Below are 17,628 nucleotides of genomic sequence, written 5' to 3'. Positions count from 1 at the left end.
TCAACGACAAGCTGAACGAGCTCAGCGAGAACGTCAAGAGCTCCGGTCAGGACTACGCGCAGCGCGAGGAGGAGCAGGCCGCGGAGATCTCCAAGATCGAGGGCCTGCTGGGCTGACGCCTGGTTTTCGCAAACCTGTCCGACTTCTTTGATCCACAAGACTTGAGGGGATTGCAACAATGGAAATCAAGGTTGACTTCGGTCAGCTGAGCCAGGCCGCCGACGACCTGGGCCAGGCTTCGACCAAGATCGAGAACGAGCTCAACGAGCTGGAGAACATGCTCAAGCCGCTGGTCTCCACCTGGGAGGGTCAGGCGCAGGAGGCCTACCGCCAGGCTCAGGACGAGTGGGACAAGGCCGCCCAGAACATGAAGGAGATCGCGGCCAAGATGGGCATCGCGGTCGGCCAGGCCAACGAGTCCTACCAGCAGGGCGAGCAGCGCAACGCCGCCCGCTTCGGTGGCTGAGCGAACGGCATCGCCGAAACCGGCTCCGGGTGCGCCCGGGGCCGGTTTCTCCTTCGGTGGGGTGCGCGTTCGGGCGCCGCTGCCACCGGCTATCCTGGATCGGTCGATGACGCAGGTCAGCGGCTTCGGAACGGTTATCCCGGACCCGTTTTGACCGAGCCATCGGCCACCCAGTACCCTCATTATTTGTTGTGCGGTGCGCGACTGCAGTGCCCGGCCGATCAACGGTCCGGCGGCATTGAAGGCGGCGCCGGTTCCCGGCGGAGCGAGGCAAGTTCGCCCTGGGGGGAACCGACCCGGCGCGATTCCGACGGGATCCCCCGTGGGAAACACGGGGTCCGCACCGAGATTCCGACGCGAACGACGACGAGGTAGACCCGTGCGCACGTACAGCCCGAAGGCCGGCGAGGTGACCCGCGCCTGGCATGTGATCGACGCCGAGGACGTGGTGCTCGGCCGGCTGGCTACCCAGGCCGCGCTGCTGCTGCGCGGCAAGCACAAGCCGACCTACGCTCCGCACGTCGACACCGGCGACTTCGTCGTCGTCGTCAACGCCGAGAAGGTGGCGCTGACCGGTAACAAGCGGGACCAGGCGTTCCACTACCGGCACAGCGGTTACCCCGGCGGTCTGCGGAAGCAGTCCTTCGGGGAGGTGCTGGAAAAGCACCCCGAGCGGCTGCTCGAGAAGGCGATCAAGGGCATGCTGCCGAAGAACAAGCTCGGCCGGGCCATGGGCAAGAAGCTCAAGGTCTACGCCGGTTCCGAGCACCCGCACCAGGCCCAGAACCCGCAGCCGTTCGAGATCAACGCGAAGGTCGAGAAGTGACTGACGAACTTCAGGAAGAGCAAGTGACCACCGAGGCTCCTGAGGCTCCGGCCGCCAAGGTCCCGGCTGTCGACGAGGCCCCGGAAGCCCAGGACATCGCGCCGGTCCCGGCCGGTCGTCCGGTCCAGACGGTCGGCCGCCGCAAGGAGGCCGTGGTCCGCGTCCGGCTGGTGCCGGGCAACGGCGGCTTCAAGCTCAACGGCAAGAGCCTGGAGCAGTACTTCCCGAACAAGGTCCACCAGCAGCTCATCAAGGAGCCCCTGGTGACCGTCGAGCGGGTCGAGAACTTCGACGTGTCCGCCACCCTGCGCGGCGGCGGCCCGTCCGGTCAGGCCGGTGCCCTGCGCATGGCCATCGCCCGCGCGCTCGTCGAGCTCGACGCCGACGACCGCCCGGCGCTGAAGAAGGCCGGCATGCTCACCCGCGACGCGCGGGAGAAGGAGCGCAAGAAGTACGGCCTCAAGAAGGCCCGCAAGGCTCCGCAGTACAGCAAGCGCTGACCGAAAGAGCACTACACAATCTGCGGGAGCAGTCGTTCGTCCTGGGGGCGAGTGGCTGCTCCCGCAGTTGTTTGCACTGGTATCACCGGTGGTGTGACATCTACCCGGCACCTCTTCGCGCCACTGTTCCGACAGGAGGAACCGCTGCCCATGTCCCGGTTGTTCGGCACTGACGGAGTACGAGGGCTGGCCAACGCCGATCTGACGCCGGAGCTGGCGCTGTCGCTGGCGGCAGCGGCGGCGCGGGTGCTCTACGACCGGGACGACTCGCGGCGCCGGGTGGCGCTGGTGGGCCGCGACCCGCGGGCCAGCGGCGAGATGCTGGAGGCCGCGGTCACCGCGGGCCTGACCGCGGCGGGCGCGGACGTCCTGCGGGTCGGTGTGCTGCCCACACCCGCGGTCGCGCACCTGGTCTCGGTGCTGGGCGCGGACCTGGGCGTGATGATCTCCGCCTCGCACAACCCGATGCCGGACAACGGGATCAAGCTGTTCGCCGCGGGCGGGCACAAGCTGCCGGACGCCGTCGAGGACGAGATCGCCGCCCGGCTCGACGAAACCGTGGAGCGGCCGACCGGCGCCGCGATCGGCCGGGTCCGCGAGGTGCCCGACGCCGCGCAGCGCTACCTCGACCACCTGCTGAGCGCGACGCCGGAGCCGCTCGACGGCCTGCGCGTGGTGGTCGACTGCGCCAACGGCGCCGCCGCCACCGTCGCCCCCGACGCCTACCGGCGGGCGGGCGCGGAGGTGGTCGCGCTGCACGCCTCCCCGGACGGCCTCAACATCAACGACGGCGCGGGCTCGACGCACCTGGACGGGCTGCAGGCCGCCGTCGTCGCGCACGGCGCGGACCTGGGCATCGCGCACGACGGCGACGCCGACCGCTGCCTGGCCGTGGACGCCGCTGGCCAGGTCGTGGACGGCGACCAGATCATGGCCGTCCTGGCGCTGGGGATGAAGGAGGCCGGCGAGCTCCGGGACGACACCCTGGTCGCGACGGTGATGAGCAACCTCGGCCTGCACCTGGCGATGCGCGAGCACGGCATCAAGCTGCGGACCACCGCCGTCGGCGACCGGTACGTGCTTGAGGAGCTGCGGTCCGGTGGCCTTTCGCTGGGCGGCGAGCAGTCCGGGCACGTGGTGCTGCCCGATCACGCCACCACCGGCGACGGCCTGCTCACGGCGCTGCGCCTGATGGCGCGGGTCGTCGAGACCGGCAAACCGCTGGCCGAGCTGGCGGCCACGATGTCCCGGCTGCCGCAGACCCTGGTCAACGTCCGGGTGGCGGACAAGGCGACCGCGGTCACCGCGCCGGAGGTCCTGCAGGCGGTGTCGGCGGCCGAGGCGGAGCTCGGCGACGCGGGCCGCGTGCTGCTGCGGCCGTCCGGGACCGAGCAGCTGGTGCGGGTGATGGTCGAGGCGCGCAGCGAGGAGACGGCCCAGCAGGTGGCCGGGCGTTTGGCCGAACTTGTTGCCGCGATCCGGTGATTTTTGTGATCTAGGTCTCCGCTTTCGGTGAAAAACGTGAGACCCTGCTCACATGGGTGCCATCGCTGTCGCCATCTCAGTCGGTCTCATCGCGGTCGGACTGGTCGCCGCCATCATCATCTTGTCCGCGCTGGTGCTGTTCGGCCTCAAGGCCGTCAACGCCGCGCACGAGGGCGGGTCGTGGATGTCCAACCGCCTCCAGCGCCGGCGTTCCGAGGGGGCGTGATGCGCGGCGGCCGGGCGGGCGGCGACTTCCTGATCGTCTTCCTGCTCCCGCTGGTCATGATGGCCTTGGCTGTCCTGGTGGTCCTGGTCTTCACCAAGGTCTACCCGTTCTGAGCTGCGGCGCTCTGCCTGACATTTCGGCTCGCGGGCTTATCGTCAGTGCCTCCACCTGCGATCATGTGGGGCATGGCTGTATTCGCGTTGTTGGTCGTTCTGGTGCTGCTCCTGCTCGTGGGGGGCGGCGTCACTGTTGGGATCCTGCTGGCCAGGCGTGGCCGGACGAACACGCAGGCGTACCCGACCCAGGGCATGGGCCACCCGCAGCAGGGCTTCCAGCAGCCGTACCCGCCGCAGCCGATGCCGCAGCAGTACCCGCCGTCGCAGGGCTTCCAGCAGCCGCCCTTCCCGCAGCAGTAGCGCTTGCCCTGAGGGGGAAGCCTTCGCTAGTGCAAGCAGATGAGTCGAACGCGCTCGTTCGGCCGGTCCGATCTGACAGGATCGGGAACGAAACACGACTTGGGACCGTCATAGCCGCAGATCGGCCGTGTGCGCAACGGCCCGGAGGCCGACGGTGAGGGGAGATTCGCGGTGACAGGGATCGGTGCCAATACCGGTGAACTCGCATCCGCCGCGACATCCATCAAAGGATGCTCGGATGCGATCGGGGAGCTGAAGAAGGGGATCGAGAGCTCGCAGGTCCGCGAGGGAGATTTCGGTCGTGAGCACAAGGACCCCGGCAAGCTCTATTTCGACGGCCTGAAGAAGCTGGCGAAGGCGATCGAGAAGAACGCCCAGGTCACCGACGACTACGCGAACAAGCTGAACTCCGCCGCCCGCGGGTACGAGTGGGATGACGCCGAGAACGCCAAGACCGTGCAGCAGTCGGGTGGTGGGCAGTGAGCGACAACTACCCCGACTACCCGTCCTGGGCGGACGTCAAGAAGGTCCTCGACGACCCGAACGTTCCTGAAGCGCAGAAGACCGATCTGATCCGGAATCTCCGCGAAGAGTCGAACATCATGACTCACAAGGAGTACCGGCGGGTCCAGGACGCCGAGGGCGACGGCGACCCGATGGAGGCGAGCGACAAGGTCAGGGAGGAGCTGACCAAGTACGAGGAAAAGTACAAGGTCAATTACGACAAGACCTACGGTTCCTCGGAAGAGACCGATCTCAAGGGCTCCTACGACGCCGCGAAGAAGACCAGTGACGCCGAGGGCGGTTATGACAAGGCCGTCAAGGACAACAAGGGCGCGCTGGAGGACCTGAAGCGGAAGGCGACCGACGGAAACGCCGGTGTCAGCAACTCCAACGAGATCCTCGACAAGGGACAGCCCGCCCTCCAGTACTTCGCGAACTTCTCCCCGATCTACAAGGACGTTCCCGGGCATCTCAAGCAGCCGCCGAAGGGCGACACCTCGAAAGAAGAGGTGGAGAGGCGCTACAACGAGCAGCGCGACATCAACTTCGCGAACTTCCAGACCGACATCGAAGAGCTGAACAACGCCGCGAAGACCCAGCGCGACCAGAGCAAGGCGATGGCCGACAAGATGGGCGCCGCGTGGAACGGCTGGAGCGGCGGTGCCTCGCAGGCGTCGCAGAAGGCGTTCGCGGACATGAACGCCGGTGCCTCGAAGGTCGGTGACTACCTCAGCGACACCGCGCAGATCGCCGGGCAGGCGATCCACCAGGTTTCCGAGCACTGCAACAACAAGGCGTCGAAGGTCCTGGACGCGATCCAGGACGTCAGCACGGTCGACGGCAAGAGCAGCGACCAGGTCCGCAAGATCGTCGACGTCGCCACCAACAACTTCGACGACACCAAGCTCAAAGAGGTCTGCGGCTACTTCGGGATCGAGGTCAACGACTCCTGCGGTGAGAACGACCGGTTCAAGACGGAGGTCTCGAACAAGGCCCAGGAGTGGATCGGCTCCGTCTTCTCGAAGAACTTCCAGGAGAAGTACAACAGCTTCGTCGGCATCTGCGACGAGACCAAGAAGGCCGTCGACCAGGCGTGGAAGGTGCTGACCGACCACCTCGCCAAGGTCGAGGAGGACCCGTTCAAGAACCCCGGCGGCAATGACGGCCAGCAGGGCGGTAACCAGAAGCCCGGCGGCGGTGGCCAGCAGGGCGGCGGTGGCCAGGGCGCCGGCGGTGGCGGCGCAGGTGCCGGTGGTGGCGGTGGCGCCGGAGCGGGCGGCGGCGCGGGTGCCGGAGGCGCAGGTGCTGGTGGTGGCGGTGTCGGTCCCGGTGGGACCGGCGGCGTTGGGATGGACGACATGCCGAAGCCCGGTGAGACACCGGGAATGCCGAAACCGGGCGAGACGCCCGGAATGCCCGCACCCGGCGAGATGCCGCCGTCCGGCGGGGCCGGTGGCGCAGGCGGTGCTCAGCCGGAGAAGGTCACGCTCGGCGAGGGCAAGGACGCCGTCAGCATCCAGCAGCCCGGTCCGAACGGGACTGTCCCGGTCGAGGTGATTGGCGAGGACGGCAAGCCGAAGACCTACAACGTGCAGTTCCCGCCCGAGGGTGGCGGTGCTCCGGGGATGCCGGGTGGTGCGCAGCCCGGGGTTCCGCCGCAGGTGGGTGGAATGCCGGGTGGTGCGCAGCCGGGAGTTCCGCCACAGGTGGGCGGTATGCCGGGTGGTGCGCAGCCGGGAGTTCCGCCGCAGGTGGGTGGAATGCCCGGTGGTGCGCAGCCCGGAGTCCCGCCGCAGGTCGGAGGCATGCCCGGCGCTGAAGGTGGTCAGGGCGCGGGCATTCCGGTGCAGCCGGGTGAGGACGGCAAGGCCGTCATCCAGGACGGCGGGCGCACGATCACGCTGGAGCGCACGCCCGAGGGTGAGATCAAGGTCTCCGTCGACAACGGTTCCGGGCAGCCTCCGCTGAACCAGACCGTCGACTTCGGCGACGACCAGCCCGGCGGCGGTGCCGGGCAGGCGGAGTCGATGATCGGCAGGGCTCCGGCCGGCTTCGCCCCCGACCCGGGCTTCGGCCAGCCGGACCCCGGCGGAGCGGGCGGCGGCTCCGGACCGATGCCGCCTGCCGACGCCGGTGTCGGCGCCGCGCCGGGTTACGACGGAGGTGCGCCTCCGTTCGGGACCGGTGGCGCGAGCGCGATGCCCACTGTGGACAGTCCCGCGGGTGTCGGATCGTTCGCCGGTGGCGGCGTGGGCGTGCCCGCGATGGACGCGGGTGCTGGCTCTGCCGGGTTCGGTGGTGGTTCGGCGTTCGGCGGCGTGGGTGCGCCTGCGGCGGATGCGGGTGGTGGTTCGGCCGGGTTCGGTGGTGGCTCGGCGTTCGGCGGCGCTTCGGCGGTCAGTGGCCCGAGCGCCCCTGGCGGGTTCGATCCGTCCGCGCCCGCACCGACGGCACCGCAGTCGGCAGGCACCAACATGTTCAGCAACTTCGACGACGGCGGGCACAAGTCGTTCGGCAGCACCTCGGGGCAGCTGTTCGGCGGCCCGGCGCCGGACCAGCCGGGCGGTCCTCAGCAGCCCGGAGGACCCCAGCACGCGGGTGGTCCGCAGCCGCCGGGTGCTCCGCAGGGACACGGTGGTCCGCAGACCCCGTTCGGTCCGCCGATGCAGCCTCCGGGCCAGGCCGGTGCCACCGGCATGGCGTCCATGGGTGACGCGGCGGCGGGCAGCGCGCAGGGCGCGACCGGGCTGGCGTCGATGGGCGACGGCGGCGGTGCTCCCGGCGGCGGTCAGGGCGGTGGCTCCGCCGCGGGTGCCGGGATGATGGGCGGCGGCATGATGGGCGGCATGGGCGGTGGCGCCGGCGGTCAGCAGGGCGGTGACCAGGAGCGCCAGAACTCCAGCCCGTGGCGCACCCAGGGCCAGTTGTTCGACGACGGCATCGACCCGTCGAACGTGCGGTTCCGCTCCGTTCTCGGCGAAGACAAGAGTCGGTGATTGTGAATGGCTGAAACCAGCGAGGCGGTGGCCGCGGCGCGCCGCCGGTTCGAGGAGATCCGGGCCACCGCGCTGGCCCGGACCGAGGCGAACGTGCAGTCGGCTCTCGACGCGGACAAGCGCGCTGCCGAGGCGAACAAGGACTTCACCGAGAAGGTCCAGAAGATCGAGAAGCGGGTCCGGGAACGGATCGCCGAGCGCGAGGCCGCGGCCAACCCCAAGCGGGGGGCCGAGGAGATCAAGGTCGGTGGCGAGGACGACGAGCTGGAGACGCCGCAGGACGACGTCGCCGCCGAGTTCAACGACCTGATCGAGAACTATCCGATCAGCAAGCCCGCCGATCCCGCTCCGGCCGCGCCCGAGCCCGCTCCGCAGCCGACCGCTCCGGCGGGCTACGGCCGGTCCGCGGGCTGGCAGTCCCAGCCGCCGGTTCCCGCGCCCGCTCCGGCGCCCGAGCCGCAGGCACCGGCGCCGGACTCGCGCTGGCAGGTGCAGGCCGGGCGGTTCGGCCGCCGCAACCAGCAGCAGTCGCAGCCCCCGGCCGCGGCGCCCGCTCCGCAGCCCAAGCCCGCGGCCAGGAAGGAACCGCCGCGCAGGCGGGCGATCGAGGACGACGACGACTACGAGAACCAGGACTGGCTGAGGTGACCGAAGGGGTGGGGTCCGCCGGACCCCACCCCGACGTCACAGGTCAGCGGACGCTGCGCCGGAGCGCGGGCAGCAGCCCCAGCACCAGCGGGACCAGACCCGCGATGAGCATGAAGATCGTGATCTCCCGGATCACGTCGAAGACGTGCTCGGCCGACATGAGCTGCGGGGCCAGCGCCATCGTGTAGATGATGCTGCCGATCCAGTCCAGCAGGAAGCCGACCACCATCAGCGCACCGCCCAGCCACGAGAACCGGACGCCCGCGGGCTTCTTCCGGAACAGCCACACGGCACCGAGGACGAGCACCACGCCGGCGCCGAACATGGCCAGCTTGGAGGTCGTCTCGATCAGCTGGGAGGGCACGTGCAGGTACTCCGTGTCGCCCCAGTCGTCGAACTCGATCATCAGCAGCATCGCGCCCGCGATCAGCAGGAACACCGCGACCGCGGCGTCGACGATCGCGGTCGCCAGCACCAGGCCGGGGTTCGGCTTGCCGGGCGGCGGGCCGTAGGGCTGCTGCGGTGGCGGCCCGAACTGCTGCGGCTGCTGCGGGTATCCGGCCGGGGGCTGGGGCGCGTACCCGGGCTGCTGCTGGAACCCAGGCTGTTGCTGGAACCCGGGCTGCTGCAGGTATCCCGGCTGCCCTGGTTGGCCCGGCTGCCCCGGTTGGCCGGGCTGCGGTGGCGGATAACCCTGCGGTGGCTGTTGGCCGTACGGCGGCTGCGGCGAGCTCATGGGCCCGATTCTCTCCGACGCGGCAAGCGGCGCGGACGGTTCCCGTCGACTTGGTCGTTGTGAACCTCGGCCGGTGATCGTTGGCCTATCCTCGGCGCTGGTGCCGGTGACGGGGAGGAAGAGCCGATGACGCAGGGATATCCGCAGGGTGGCTGGGCTCCGCCGCCGGCGGGCTGGCAGCCGGGGCCGGCGAGGGCTTCCCGGGGGCCGTTGCTCGCCGTGGGGATCGCGGCCGCGGTGGCAGGATTCCTGCACCTGCTGATCGGGGCGACATGGACCTTCAACTTCGCGCTGGTCAGGTACCTGCCGCTCTACTCGATCTACTACTTCGGCATGCAGTTCCTGGCGATCCTGGTGGGTCTGGTGGGCATCGCGGGCGGTGTGCTGCTGCTGGCGCGGCTCGGCTGGGCCCGGTTCCTGGTCGCGGGTGCGGGTGCGCTGGCGGCGCTGGACGTCCTGGCGATGCTGACGAGCGGTGTTGGCGCGGTGGCGGTCCCGATGCTGTTCTACGTGCTGGTCTGGGTGGCGGTGTGCGTTGTGGCGTTCCTGCCGCCGGTCGGGAAGGCGCTCACGCCCGCCGGTGCCGCGCCGTCGGGGCCGCAGCAGTGGCAGCCGCAGCCGCCGGGGTTCCCGCAGCCGGGACCGCAGCAGTTCGCGCAGGGCCAGCAGTTCCCGCCGCAGAACCCGCCTCAGCAGTTCCCACAGCAGGGGCCGCCTCAGCAGGGACCTCCGCCGCAGTTCCCGGAGCAGGGCCCGCCGCCGCAGTTCCCGCCGCGCTAGGCGTCACGCCCGGACGAGACCGCCGCGGGTGAGCGACTGGTCGATGGCGGTGCCCGAAACGTCCGCGTTGAGCAGGGCTTCGCCGCGCTTGTCGCCGGTCAGGGTGCGCAGCAGGAACGCGGTAAGCAGGGCCTTGGCCAGGCGCTGGGTGCCGTACTCGGACCTGCCGTGCAGCACGAGCTCGGTCCAGTGCCTGCCCTCGGTGAAGCCCAGGTGGCTGGCCTTCTTGACCGTCCGCAGCTGGACCGGGCCGCCCCAGGCCCGCGCGATCGGTTCGGCGTTGGCGACCGGCGGGGTCAGCAGGTCCTTGCCGCCGGTGAGGTGCAGGCCGGGCACGTGCACCTGCTGCGCGGCGTCCAGCGCCGACGGCCTGGTCTCGGCCACGGCGAGGGTGGCCACGGCGCGGATCCGCTCGTCCTCGGCCGCCGCGAGGACCGCGCAGCCGCCGCCCATCGCGTGCCCGGCGACCGCGAGCTTGCTCGCGTCGACGCTGATCTCGCCCTCTCCGAGCCGGACGTTGACGCAGACGTCGAGCGCCGTGCGCAGGTCGGTGGTGAACGCGCTGTGGGAGGCCAGCACGCCGCGCTGGGTGCCGGGAGCCGCCACGACGATGCCCCAGGACGCGAGGTGGCGGAACAGGCCCAGGTAGCGGCGGGGCGGCTGCAGCCAGCCGTGGCCGAACGCGATCGCGGGCAGGCCGAGGCCGCTGCGGGGGGTGCAGACGATTCCCGGGAGCCCGACGAGCGAGAGGTCGCCGTGCAGCACGTCGTGCGGGCCGCGCCGGGAGAGTTCTTCGAGTGCCTTCTTGGCAGTCCGCGCCATGGTCAGCAACGGTAGCGGACTCGGGCGAATTCGCGCGGTAGCTACCGGTCCTGCCGAGGTATGGACCATTAGCGGTGGTTACGCTGCCTCGCGTGTGCGGCATCGTGGGTTACGTAGGACATCGTCAGGCGCTGGGCGTCGTGCTCGACGGGCTCCGGCGGCTGGAGTACCGCGGCTACGACTCGGCTGGCGTGGCGCTGCTGGACGGAGCGGGCGGCCTCGCCGTGGAGCGCAAGGCAGGCGCCCTGGCGAACCTGGAGGCCAGGCTCGCCGAGGTCGACGGCGCCCGGTTCGCGGGCACCGCGGGCATGGGGCACACCAGATGGGCCACGCACGGCGCGCCGACCGACCGCAACGCGCACCCGCATCGGGACGCGGCGGGCGGGGTCGCGGTGGTGCACAACGGCATCATCGAGAACTTCGCCGAGCTGCGGGCCGGGCTGGAGGCCGCCGGTGTCGAGATGAGCAGCGACACCGACACCGAGACGACGGCGCACCTGGTCGCCGCCGCGTACGCCGAGGGCGAGACCGCCGGTGACCTGGCCGCGAGCGTGCGCTCGGTGGTCCGGCGGCTGGAGGGCGCGTTCACCCTGGTCGTCACGCACGCCGACGACCCGGACCGGATCGTCGCCGCGCGGCGCAACTCGCCGCTGGTGGTCGGCGTCGGCGAGGGCGAGACGTTCCTGGCCTCCGACGTGGCGGCGTTCATCGAGCACACCCGCGACGCGGTCGAGCTCGGCCAGGACCAGGTCGTCACGATCACCCGCGACGGCTACGAGGTGACCGACTTCTCCGGCGAGGTCGTGCCCGCCCGCCCGTTCACCGTCGACTGGGACCTGTCGGCCGCCGAGAAGGGCGGCCACGACTACTTCATGCTCAAGGAGATCGAGGAGCAGCCGGAGGCGCTGGAGAACACCCTGCGCGGGCACTTCCACGACGGCGGCATCGTCCTCGACGAGCAGCGGCTGACCGAGCAGGACCTGCGCGACATCGACAAGGTCTTCGTCGTCGCCTGCGGCACCGCCTACCACTCCGGGCTGCTGGCCAAGTACGCCATCGAGCACTGGTGCCGGATCCCGGTCGAGGTCGAGCTGGCCAGCGAGTTCCGCTACCGCGACCCGGTGCTGGGCCGCGACACCCTGGTGGTGGCGATCTCGCAGTCCGGCGAGACCGCCGACACGCTGGAGGCGGTGCGGCACGCGCGCACCCAGCGGGCGCGGGTGCTGGCGATCTGCAACACCAACGGTGCCCAGATCCCGCGCGAGTCCGACGCGGTGCTCTACACCCACGCCGGACCGGAGATCGGGGTCGCGGCGACCAAGACCTTCCTGGCCCAGATCGCGGCGAACTACCTGGTCGGGCTGGCCCTGGCGCAGGCGCGCGGCACGAAGTACTCCGACGAGGTCGCCCGCGAGTTCGGCGCGCTGGCGGCGATGCCGGACGCGGTGCGCAAGACGCTCGGCACGGTCGGCCAGATGCGGGCGCTGGGCAAGGAGCTCGCGGACTCCAAGGCGGTGCTGTTCCTGGGACGCCACGTCGGCTACCCGGTGGCGCTGGAGGGCGCGCTCAAGCTCAAGGAGCTCGCGTACATGCACGCCGAGGGCTTCGCGGCCGGTGAGCTCAAGCACGGCCCGATCGCGCTGATCGAGGACGGCCTGCCGGTGGTGATCGTCATGCCGTCGGCGAAGGGCCGCGCGCTGCTGCACTCGAAGATGCTGTCCAACATCCGCGAGATCCAGGCGCGCGGGGCGCGCACGATCGTCATCGCCGAGGAGGGCGACGAGACGGTCCGGCCGTTCGCCGACGAGCTCGTCGAGATCCCGGCCGTGCCGACGCTGCTCCAGCCGCTCGTGTCGACCGTGCCGATGCAGGTGCTGGCGGCCGAGATCGCCCGCGCCCGCGGCTACGACGTGGACAAGCCAAGGAACCTGGCCAAGTCCGTAACGGTGGAGTGAAAATCGGCCATCATCCTCAAGCGGCGCCAGCCGCTTAGCCCACCAAAGCAACCGGCACCGCCGCCTGAGGTTCCGCCAAGCGACCTACTACGCAAGGTGAGGACCACCGCAGACCAAGGAGAAGCCGTGCTGGGAGTTTGGACACCGGACCAGATCCGCGCTGCCGAGCAGCGGCTGTTCGCCAGGGTGCCCGAGCCGCAGGTGATGCGCCGCGCCGCCTACGCGGTCGCGGTGCGCACCGCCGCCGTGCTCGCCGACTGCACCGGGGTCGTCGCAGGCCGGCACGTGACGCTGCTGGTCGGGGCCGGGAACAACGGCGGTGACGCGCTGTGGGCCGGGGCCTTCCTGCGCAGGCGCGGCGTCGGCGTGACGGCCGTGCTGCTCGTGCCGGACAAGGCGCACCCCGCGGGCCTCGCCGCGCTGCGCAGGGCCGGAGGCCGCGCGGTGGTGGCCGAAGGCCCCAGCGCCGACACCGCCGGGATCGGCGCGGAGGCCGCGGACGCGGTCGAGCGGGCCGACGTCGTCGTCGACGGGATCGTCGGGCTGTCCGGGCGCGGCCCGCTGCGGCCGGTGGCCGCCGAGCTGGTGCGGCGGGTGGCCGTGCCGGTCGTGGCGGTCGACCTGCCCAGCGGCGTCGACCCGGTCACCGGCGCGGTCGACGGCCCCGCGGTCGACGCGGACGTGACCGTGACCTTCGGCGGCCGCAAGCCGTGCCACGTGCTCGGGGCCGGGCTGGTGCGCTCCGGCGAGGTCGAGGTGGTCGACATCGGGCTCGACCTCGACGACCCCGAGCTGCACCTGCTGGAGGCCGACGAGATCGGCGCGGCATGGCCCGTCCCGGTGGCGGCCGACGACAAGTACACCCAGGGCGTCGTCGGCATCGCGGCCGGTTCGGCGGCCTACCCCGGGGCGGCGGTGCTGGCCTCCGGCGCCGCGGTGCAGGCGACCTCGGGCATGGTGCGCTACGCCGGTCCGGCGGCCGACGTCGTGCGGTCGCACTGGCCGGAGGTCGTGGCCACCGGATCGGTCCCGGATGCCGGGCGGGTCCAGGCGTGGGCGGTCGGACCCGGGATCGGGACCGGCAGCAGCGGCCGGGAGGTCCTGCGGCACGTGCTCGACTCCGGCCGCCCGGTGTGCGCGGACGCGGACTCGATCACCCTGCTCGCCGAGGACCCGACCATCTGGGACGCCCGCGACCCCGACGCACCGCTGGTGCTCACCCCGCACGCGGGCGAGTTCGCCCGGCTCGCCGGGGATCCCGGGCCGGACCGGGTCGCCGCCGCGCGCGAGGCCGCGGCCCGCTTCGACGCGTTCGTCCTGCTCAAGGGCAACACCACGATCGTCGCCGCCCCGGACGGCCGGGTGCTGGTCAACGCCGCTCCGCACGCCTGGCCCGCCACCGCGGGCTCCGGTGACGTCCTCACCGGCCTGCTCGGCGCCCTGCTCGCCGCCGGCGTCGAGCCCTGGCTCGCCTGCGGCTACGCCGCGCACGTGCACGCCCTCGCCGCCGAGCTCGCCGCCTCCGGCGACGACGGCGCGGGCGCGCCGATCGGCGCCTCGGCGCTGCTCGCGTCCGTCCCGGACGCGATCCGCGCCGTCCGCGCCCTGGCGTAACCCGCCGGGTACCGAAACGGTGCAGCTCGGCGGGTGTGCGACGATGTCGATGCCATGAGTGACCAGCCTGCGCGCCGCGCCGACCTGCGCATCGACCTCGGCGCGATCCGCCACAACGTCGAGGTGCTGTCGCAGCGGGCCGACGGCGCGCGGACGATGGTGATCGTCAAGTCCGACGGCTACGGCCACGGCGCGCCTGCCGTGGCGCGCGCCGCGCTGTCGGCGGGCGCCGACAGCATCGGCGCCGCTTCGCTCCAGGAGGCGCTGCAACTGCGCGCGGCGGGCATCGACGCTCCGCTGCTGTGCTGGCTCTACTCCCGGGACGACGACTTCGGGCCCGCGCTGGACGCCGGCATCGAGCTGTCGGCGTCCTCGAAGGCCGTGCTGCACCGGATCGCAGGCACCGCCGCCGAGCGCGGGGTCGTGGCGCGGGTGCACCTCAAGATCGACACCGGGCTGTGCCGCAGCGGCTGCCCCGCCGACCTGTGGCCGGAGCTGGTCGAGGAGGCCGCGAAGCTGCGAGCTGACGGCCAGGTCGAGGTGGTCGCGGTGTGGTCGCACCTGGCCTGCGCCGACGAGCTGGACCACCCCTCGATCGACCAGCAGGCGGCCCGCTTCCAGCGCGCGTACGAGCAGGCGCGCGCGGTCGGGCTGGACCCGATCCGGCACCTCGCGAACTCGGCCGCCGTGCTCACCCGGCCCGACCTGCACTTCGAGCTGGTGCGGCCGGGGATCGCGGTCTACGGCCTGGATCCGGTGCCGCAGCACGGGGATCACGGGCTGGTGCCCGCGATGACGTTCCGCTCGTCGGTGGCGCTGACCAAGCGGGTCGTGGCCGGGGAGAGCGTGTCGTACGGGCACAGCTGGACCGCCGACCGCCCGGTCAACCTCGCGCTGGTGCCGGTCGGTTACGCCGACGGCGTGCCGCGCACGCTGTCCGGCCGGATGTCGGTGTGGCTGGGCGGCAGGCGGCGGCCGGTGGTCGGCCGGGTGTGCATGGACCAGCTGGTCGTGCTCTGCGACGACGACGAGGTGGCCGAGGGCGACGAGGTCGTGCTGTTCGGGCCCGGCGACCGGGGCGAGCCGACCGCGGCGGAGTGGGCCGACGAGATCGGCACCATCCACTACGAGATCGTGACCGGCATGTACCGGCCGCGGGTGACCAGGACCGTGGTCGGGGAGGCGTCATGAGCGACACTTCCTTTCCGCTCATGGTCGCCGACCGGGTGCGGGTGTCCCGAGAGATCGCCCGGGTGCGGGTGTCCGGTAAGACACAGGAGCAGCCGTGAGGCCGGTCTGGCAGGCGCTGGCCTGGACGACAGGTGTGCTCGGCGCGGCGGTGACCGGTGCCGCCGTCGGGATCGCCGCGCACGGTTCGCGGATCACCTCGCAGCGCAAGGCCCCCGACCCCTACGCCGACGAACCGCTCGGCGGGCTCAAGCCGGACCGGCAGTCCACTGTGGCCGCAGACGACGGCGTTCCGCTGGTGGTGGAGGAGATCCGGCCGGCCGACGGCGGTCACGCCGACCTGACCGTGGTGCTGGTGCACGGGTACACGCTCGACACCCGCTGCTGGCACTTCCAGCGCCGCGACCTGCCGAAGCTGGTGCACCCGCGGGTGCGGCTGGTGCAGTACGACCAGCGCAGCCACGGCCGGTCCGGGCACTCGACCAAGAAGCACAGCACCATCGAGCAGCTGGGCCGGGACCTCGACGCGGTGCTGCGCGCGACCGCGAGCCGGGGGCCGATCGCGCTGGTCGGCCACTCGATGGGCGGCATGGCGATCATGGCGCTGGCCGAGCAGCAGCCGGAGCTGTTCCGCGAGCGGGTCCGCGCGGTGGCGCTGATCGGGACGTCGGCGGGCGAGGTCGGCGCGTCCGGGCTGCCGAAGCCGTGGCTGTCCAAGCACAACCCGCTGACCCGCGGGCTGGCCCTGCTCGCCGGGTTCCAGCCCGGGTTGGTGGAGCGCGCGCGGCGGACCGGCGGCCAGGTGACCTGGAGCATCATCCGCGGGCTGGCGTTCGGCGACCGCAGGGTGCCACCGTCGCTGGTGGACCTGATGGACGAGATGATCGGCGCGACGACCGTCGAGGTGGTCACCGACTTCCTGGAGACGATCGGCTCGCACGACCGCAGGGCGGCGCTGGCCGGTCTGCGGCACTGCGAGGTGCTGGTGCTCGGCGGTGACGCCGACCGGCTCACCCCGTTCTCGCACGCCGAGGTGATCGCCGCCGAGCTGCCCGACGCCGAGCTGGTGCGGGTCGAGGGTGCCGGGCACATGGTGATGATGGAGAACCACGAGCTGGTCACGGCGCGGTTGGGCGAGCTGATCCGCCGGACGGCGGCGAAGGACGAGGTGACCGGGAGTTGACCGTGGAGCTGGCGCGCGAACCGGACACGCTGGAGTTCGGCGAGCGGCTCGGGGCCGGGCTGCGGGCCGGGGACCTGGTGCTGCTGGCCGGGCCGCTGGGCGCGGGCAAGACCGTGCTGGCGCGGGGCATCGCGGCGGGCATGGGGGTGACCGGGCAGGTCACCTCGCCGACGTTCGTGATCGCGCGGGTGCACCGCCCGGCAGCGGGTGGGGGCCCGGCCCTGGTGCACGTCGACGCCTACCGGCTGACCGGCCTGGACGAGATCGACGACCTGGACCTGGACACCGACCTCACCGACGCCGCAGTGGTGGTGGAGTGGGGAGAGGGAGTGGCCGAGCACCTGTCGGACGAGTACCTGGTGCTGCGGATCACCCGGCGGGACGACGACGTCCGCGAGATCACCTTCGAACCGCACGGCGAGCGCTGGCAGCGCTGGGTCGCCGCGCAGCCGGCGCTCGGGTGACCGACTTCCTGGCCCGCCTGCCGGGCGAGTTCGTGCTCGCCGTGGTGGCGGTGTGGATGCTGGTCGAGTCGGGGCTGCTGGTGGGCGTGTTCCTGCCGGGGTCGACGACGGTGCTGGCCCTGGGCTTCCTGGCCGGACGCGGGGTAGTCGACGTGCCGCTGGCGGCAGTGGTGATAGGGGCGGTGTCGGCACTGGGGTGCCAGTACGGATACCTCCGCGGCCGATCGAGCAGCTGGGTGCGAGCCCGCGTGGGCGAGGAGCGGATGCGCCGCCTGGAGTCCTCTTTGGATAGCCGAGGCGGTGCCGCGGTAGCGGTGTCGCAGTGCGTCGGCGTGGTGCGAACCCTGGTCCCCCGCCTGGCGGCCGGCGCCGGGGTGTCGCACCTGCGCTTCACGCTGTGCAACGTCCCGGTCGCGTTCGCGTGGTCGAGCGCCTTGGTGTTCCTCGGCGCATGGTCCGGCGCGGCTTACCAACGGGTCGAGACGGTCGTCGGTTTCCTGGGCCTGCCACTGCTGATCGCGGTCGGGGTCGCGGTGCTCATCGTGCGCTGGCTGCGCCGCCGCGCCGCAGCGCGGAGCTAGCCAACGCGGCCAGCAAATGCCCCTACCTACAAGGGCGGGGTTTGGTTCTCATCCCGTCGACCTGGCGCCAGCCCGATCAGGCCGTGTCAAGGGGGCACAACCAAGCAAAACCGCAGCGGAACAACGAACGGCCCCCTTGACGCGGTCTGATAGCCCTCCGTGGAGGTCGACGGGATGAGAACCACCCCAACCGAACCGCAGCGGACCGCGGAGACTCATCCCGGAGACCTGCCGGGGG

At 71.6% G+C, this 17,628-nt stretch carries 18 protein-coding genes; 16 read left to right on the top strand and 2 right to left on the bottom strand.

The annotated features are described in order from the left end of the window. The first annotated feature begins 178 nt into the window (after window positions 1-178). The 9 genes from ABD691_RS25200 (at window position 179) to ABD691_RS25160 (ending at window position 8,067) form a co-directional block, all read left to right on the top strand. Window positions 179-466 (top strand): WXG100 family type VII secretion target, encoded by a 288-nt coding sequence (locus ABD691_RS25200; protein ID WP_344683755.1) that lies wholly within the window; start codon window positions 179-181, stop codon window positions 464-466. Window positions 467-845: 379 nt separating this feature from the next. Next, window positions 846-1,292: a 50S ribosomal protein L13 gene (gene rplM, locus ABD691_RS25195; RefSeq protein WP_344683753.1), complete on the top strand. Its 447-nt coding sequence runs from the start codon at window positions 846-848 to the stop codon at window positions 1,290-1,292. After that, window positions 1,289-1,792, top strand: coding sequence for a 30S ribosomal protein S9 (gene rpsI / locus ABD691_RS25190; protein ID WP_425565153.1), 504 nt, complete (start codon window positions 1,289-1,291; stop codon window positions 1,790-1,792). The genes rplM and rpsI overlap by 4 nt, the downstream gene beginning before the upstream one ends. A gap of 150 nt (window positions 1,793-1,942) precedes the next feature. Further along, entirely contained in the window at window positions 1,943-3,277 is a 1,335-nt protein-coding gene (glmM, locus tag ABD691_RS25185; protein WP_344683752.1) for a phosphoglucosamine mutase, read from the top strand. A 52-nt stretch (window positions 3,278-3,329) separates the two neighbouring features. Continuing rightward, window positions 3,330-3,503, top strand: a complete 174-nt coding sequence (locus ABD691_RS25180) for a hypothetical protein (RefSeq protein ID WP_344683750.1) — start codon at window positions 3,330-3,332, stop codon at window positions 3,501-3,503. 185 nt (window positions 3,504-3,688) lie between these two features. Further along, on the top strand, window positions 3,689-3,919 hold the full coding sequence (locus ABD691_RS25175) for a hypothetical protein (protein ID WP_344683748.1): 231 nt from the start codon (window positions 3,689-3,691) through the stop codon (window positions 3,917-3,919). 171 nt (window positions 3,920-4,090) lie between these two features. Continuing rightward, complete coding sequence (locus tag ABD691_RS25170; protein WP_344683746.1) at window positions 4,091-4,402, top strand: type VII secretion target; 312 nt, start codon at window positions 4,091-4,093, stop codon at window positions 4,400-4,402. After that, the gene (locus ABD691_RS25165) at window positions 4,399-7,419 is read left to right on the top strand and encodes a WXG100 family type VII secretion target (RefSeq protein WP_344683744.1); all 3,021 of its coding nucleotides are present in this window, start codon (window positions 4,399-4,401) and stop codon (window positions 7,417-7,419) included. The genes ABD691_RS25170 and ABD691_RS25165 overlap by 4 nt, the downstream gene beginning before the upstream one ends. Window positions 7,420-7,425: 6 nt before the next feature. Next, a complete protein-coding gene (locus ABD691_RS25160) occupies window positions 7,426-8,067 on the top strand; it encodes a hypothetical protein (RefSeq protein WP_344683742.1) in 642 nt (213 codons plus the stop codon). A gap of 43 nt (window positions 8,068-8,110) precedes the next feature. Here ABD691_RS25160 and ABD691_RS25155 read toward each other — a convergent pair whose 3' ends face one another. Continuing rightward, complete coding sequence (locus ABD691_RS25155; RefSeq protein WP_344683740.1) at window positions 8,111-8,803, bottom strand: hypothetical protein; 693 nt, start codon at window positions 8,801-8,803, stop codon at window positions 8,111-8,113. A 126-nt stretch (window positions 8,804-8,929) separates the two neighbouring features. On the opposite strand from ABD691_RS25155, the gene ABD691_RS25150 reads away from it, so the two are divergent. Next, window positions 8,930-9,583, top strand: a complete 654-nt coding sequence (locus ABD691_RS25150; protein ID WP_344683739.1) for a hypothetical protein — start codon at window positions 8,930-8,932, stop codon at window positions 9,581-9,583. Between the two features lie 3 nt (window positions 9,584-9,586). On the opposite strand, the gene ABD691_RS25145 is transcribed toward ABD691_RS25150, so the two are convergent. After that, window positions 9,587-10,405: a dienelactone hydrolase family protein gene (locus ABD691_RS25145; RefSeq protein ID WP_344683738.1), complete on the bottom strand. Its 819-nt coding sequence runs from the start codon at window positions 10,403-10,405 to the stop codon at window positions 9,587-9,589. 92 nt (window positions 10,406-10,497) lie between these two features. Here ABD691_RS25145 and glmS point away from each other — a divergent pair, with 92 nt between their 5' ends. From glmS to ABD691_RS25115, 6 genes are all read left to right on the top strand, one after another. After that, window positions 10,498-12,360: a glutamine--fructose-6-phosphate transaminase (isomerizing) gene (glmS, locus tag ABD691_RS25140; protein ID WP_344683737.1), complete on the top strand. Its 1,863-nt coding sequence runs from the start codon at window positions 10,498-10,500 to the stop codon at window positions 12,358-12,360. 126 nt (window positions 12,361-12,486) lie between these two features. After that, window positions 12,487-13,974 carry an NAD(P)H-hydrate dehydratase gene (locus ABD691_RS25135; RefSeq protein ID WP_344683735.1) on the top strand — a complete coding sequence of 496 codons (1,488 nt, stop codon included), beginning with the start codon at window positions 12,487-12,489 and terminating at the stop codon, window positions 13,972-13,974. Between the two features lie 54 nt (window positions 13,975-14,028). Next, a complete protein-coding gene (gene alr / locus ABD691_RS25130; protein ID WP_344683733.1) occupies window positions 14,029-15,165 on the top strand; it encodes an alanine racemase in 1,137 nt (378 codons plus the stop codon). A gap of 94 nt (window positions 15,166-15,259) precedes the next feature. After that, window positions 15,260-16,345: an alpha/beta fold hydrolase gene (locus ABD691_RS25125; protein WP_344683731.1), complete on the top strand. Its 1,086-nt coding sequence runs from the start codon at window positions 15,260-15,262 to the stop codon at window positions 16,343-16,345. Further along, window positions 16,342-16,809 (top strand): tRNA (adenosine(37)-N6)-threonylcarbamoyltransferase complex ATPase subunit type 1 TsaE, encoded by a 468-nt coding sequence (gene tsaE / locus ABD691_RS25120; RefSeq protein WP_344683729.1) that lies wholly within the window; start codon window positions 16,342-16,344, stop codon window positions 16,807-16,809. Before ABD691_RS25125 ends, tsaE begins: the two co-directional genes overlap by 4 nt. Continuing rightward, complete coding sequence (locus ABD691_RS25115; protein ID WP_344683727.1) at window positions 16,806-17,390, top strand: DedA family protein; 585 nt, start codon at window positions 16,806-16,808, stop codon at window positions 17,388-17,390. Before tsaE ends, ABD691_RS25115 begins: the two co-directional genes overlap by 4 nt. Window positions 17,391-17,628: the final 238 nt, after the last annotated feature.

Origin of the sequence: Saccharopolyspora taberi (assembly GCF_039534165.1) — a bacterium.
GTDB lineage: Bacteria > Actinomycetota > Actinomycetes > Mycobacteriales > Pseudonocardiaceae > Saccharopolyspora_D > Saccharopolyspora_D taberi.
This window is presented reverse-complemented; position numbering and strand designations above follow the sequence as displayed.

What these genes read in the sequence shown, in the direction of transcription:
- ABD691_RS25200 (WP_344683755.1), top strand. Translation starts at nt 179, where the DNA reads ATGGAAATCAAGGTTGACTTCGGTCAGCTGAGCCAGGCCGCCGACGAC.
- glmM (WP_344683752.1), top strand. Translation starts at nt 1,943, where the DNA reads ATGTCCCGGTTGTTCGGCACTGACGGAGTACGAGGGCTGGCCAACGCC.
- ABD691_RS25180 (WP_344683750.1), top strand. Translation starts at nt 3,330, where the DNA reads ATGGGTGCCATCGCTGTCGCCATCTCAGTCGGTCTCATCGCGGTCGGA.
- ABD691_RS25175 (WP_344683748.1), top strand. Translation starts at nt 3,689, where the DNA reads ATGGCTGTATTCGCGTTGTTGGTCGTTCTGGTGCTGCTCCTGCTCGTG.
- ABD691_RS25160 (WP_344683742.1), top strand. Translation starts at nt 7,426, where the DNA reads ATGGCTGAAACCAGCGAGGCGGTGGCCGCGGCGCGCCGCCGGTTCGAG.
- ABD691_RS25155 (WP_344683740.1), bottom strand. Translation starts at nt 8,803, where the DNA reads ATGAGCTCGCCGCAGCCGCCGTACGGCCAACAGCCACCGCAGGGTTAT.
- ABD691_RS25150 (WP_344683739.1), top strand. Translation starts at nt 8,930, where the DNA reads ATGACGCAGGGATATCCGCAGGGTGGCTGGGCTCCGCCGCCGGCGGGC.
- ABD691_RS25145 (WP_344683738.1), bottom strand. Translation starts at nt 10,405, where the DNA reads ATGGCGCGGACTGCCAAGAAGGCACTCGAAGAACTCTCCCGGCGCGGC.
- alr (WP_344683733.1), top strand. Translation starts at nt 14,029, where the DNA reads ATGAGTGACCAGCCTGCGCGCCGCGCCGACCTGCGCATCGACCTCGGC.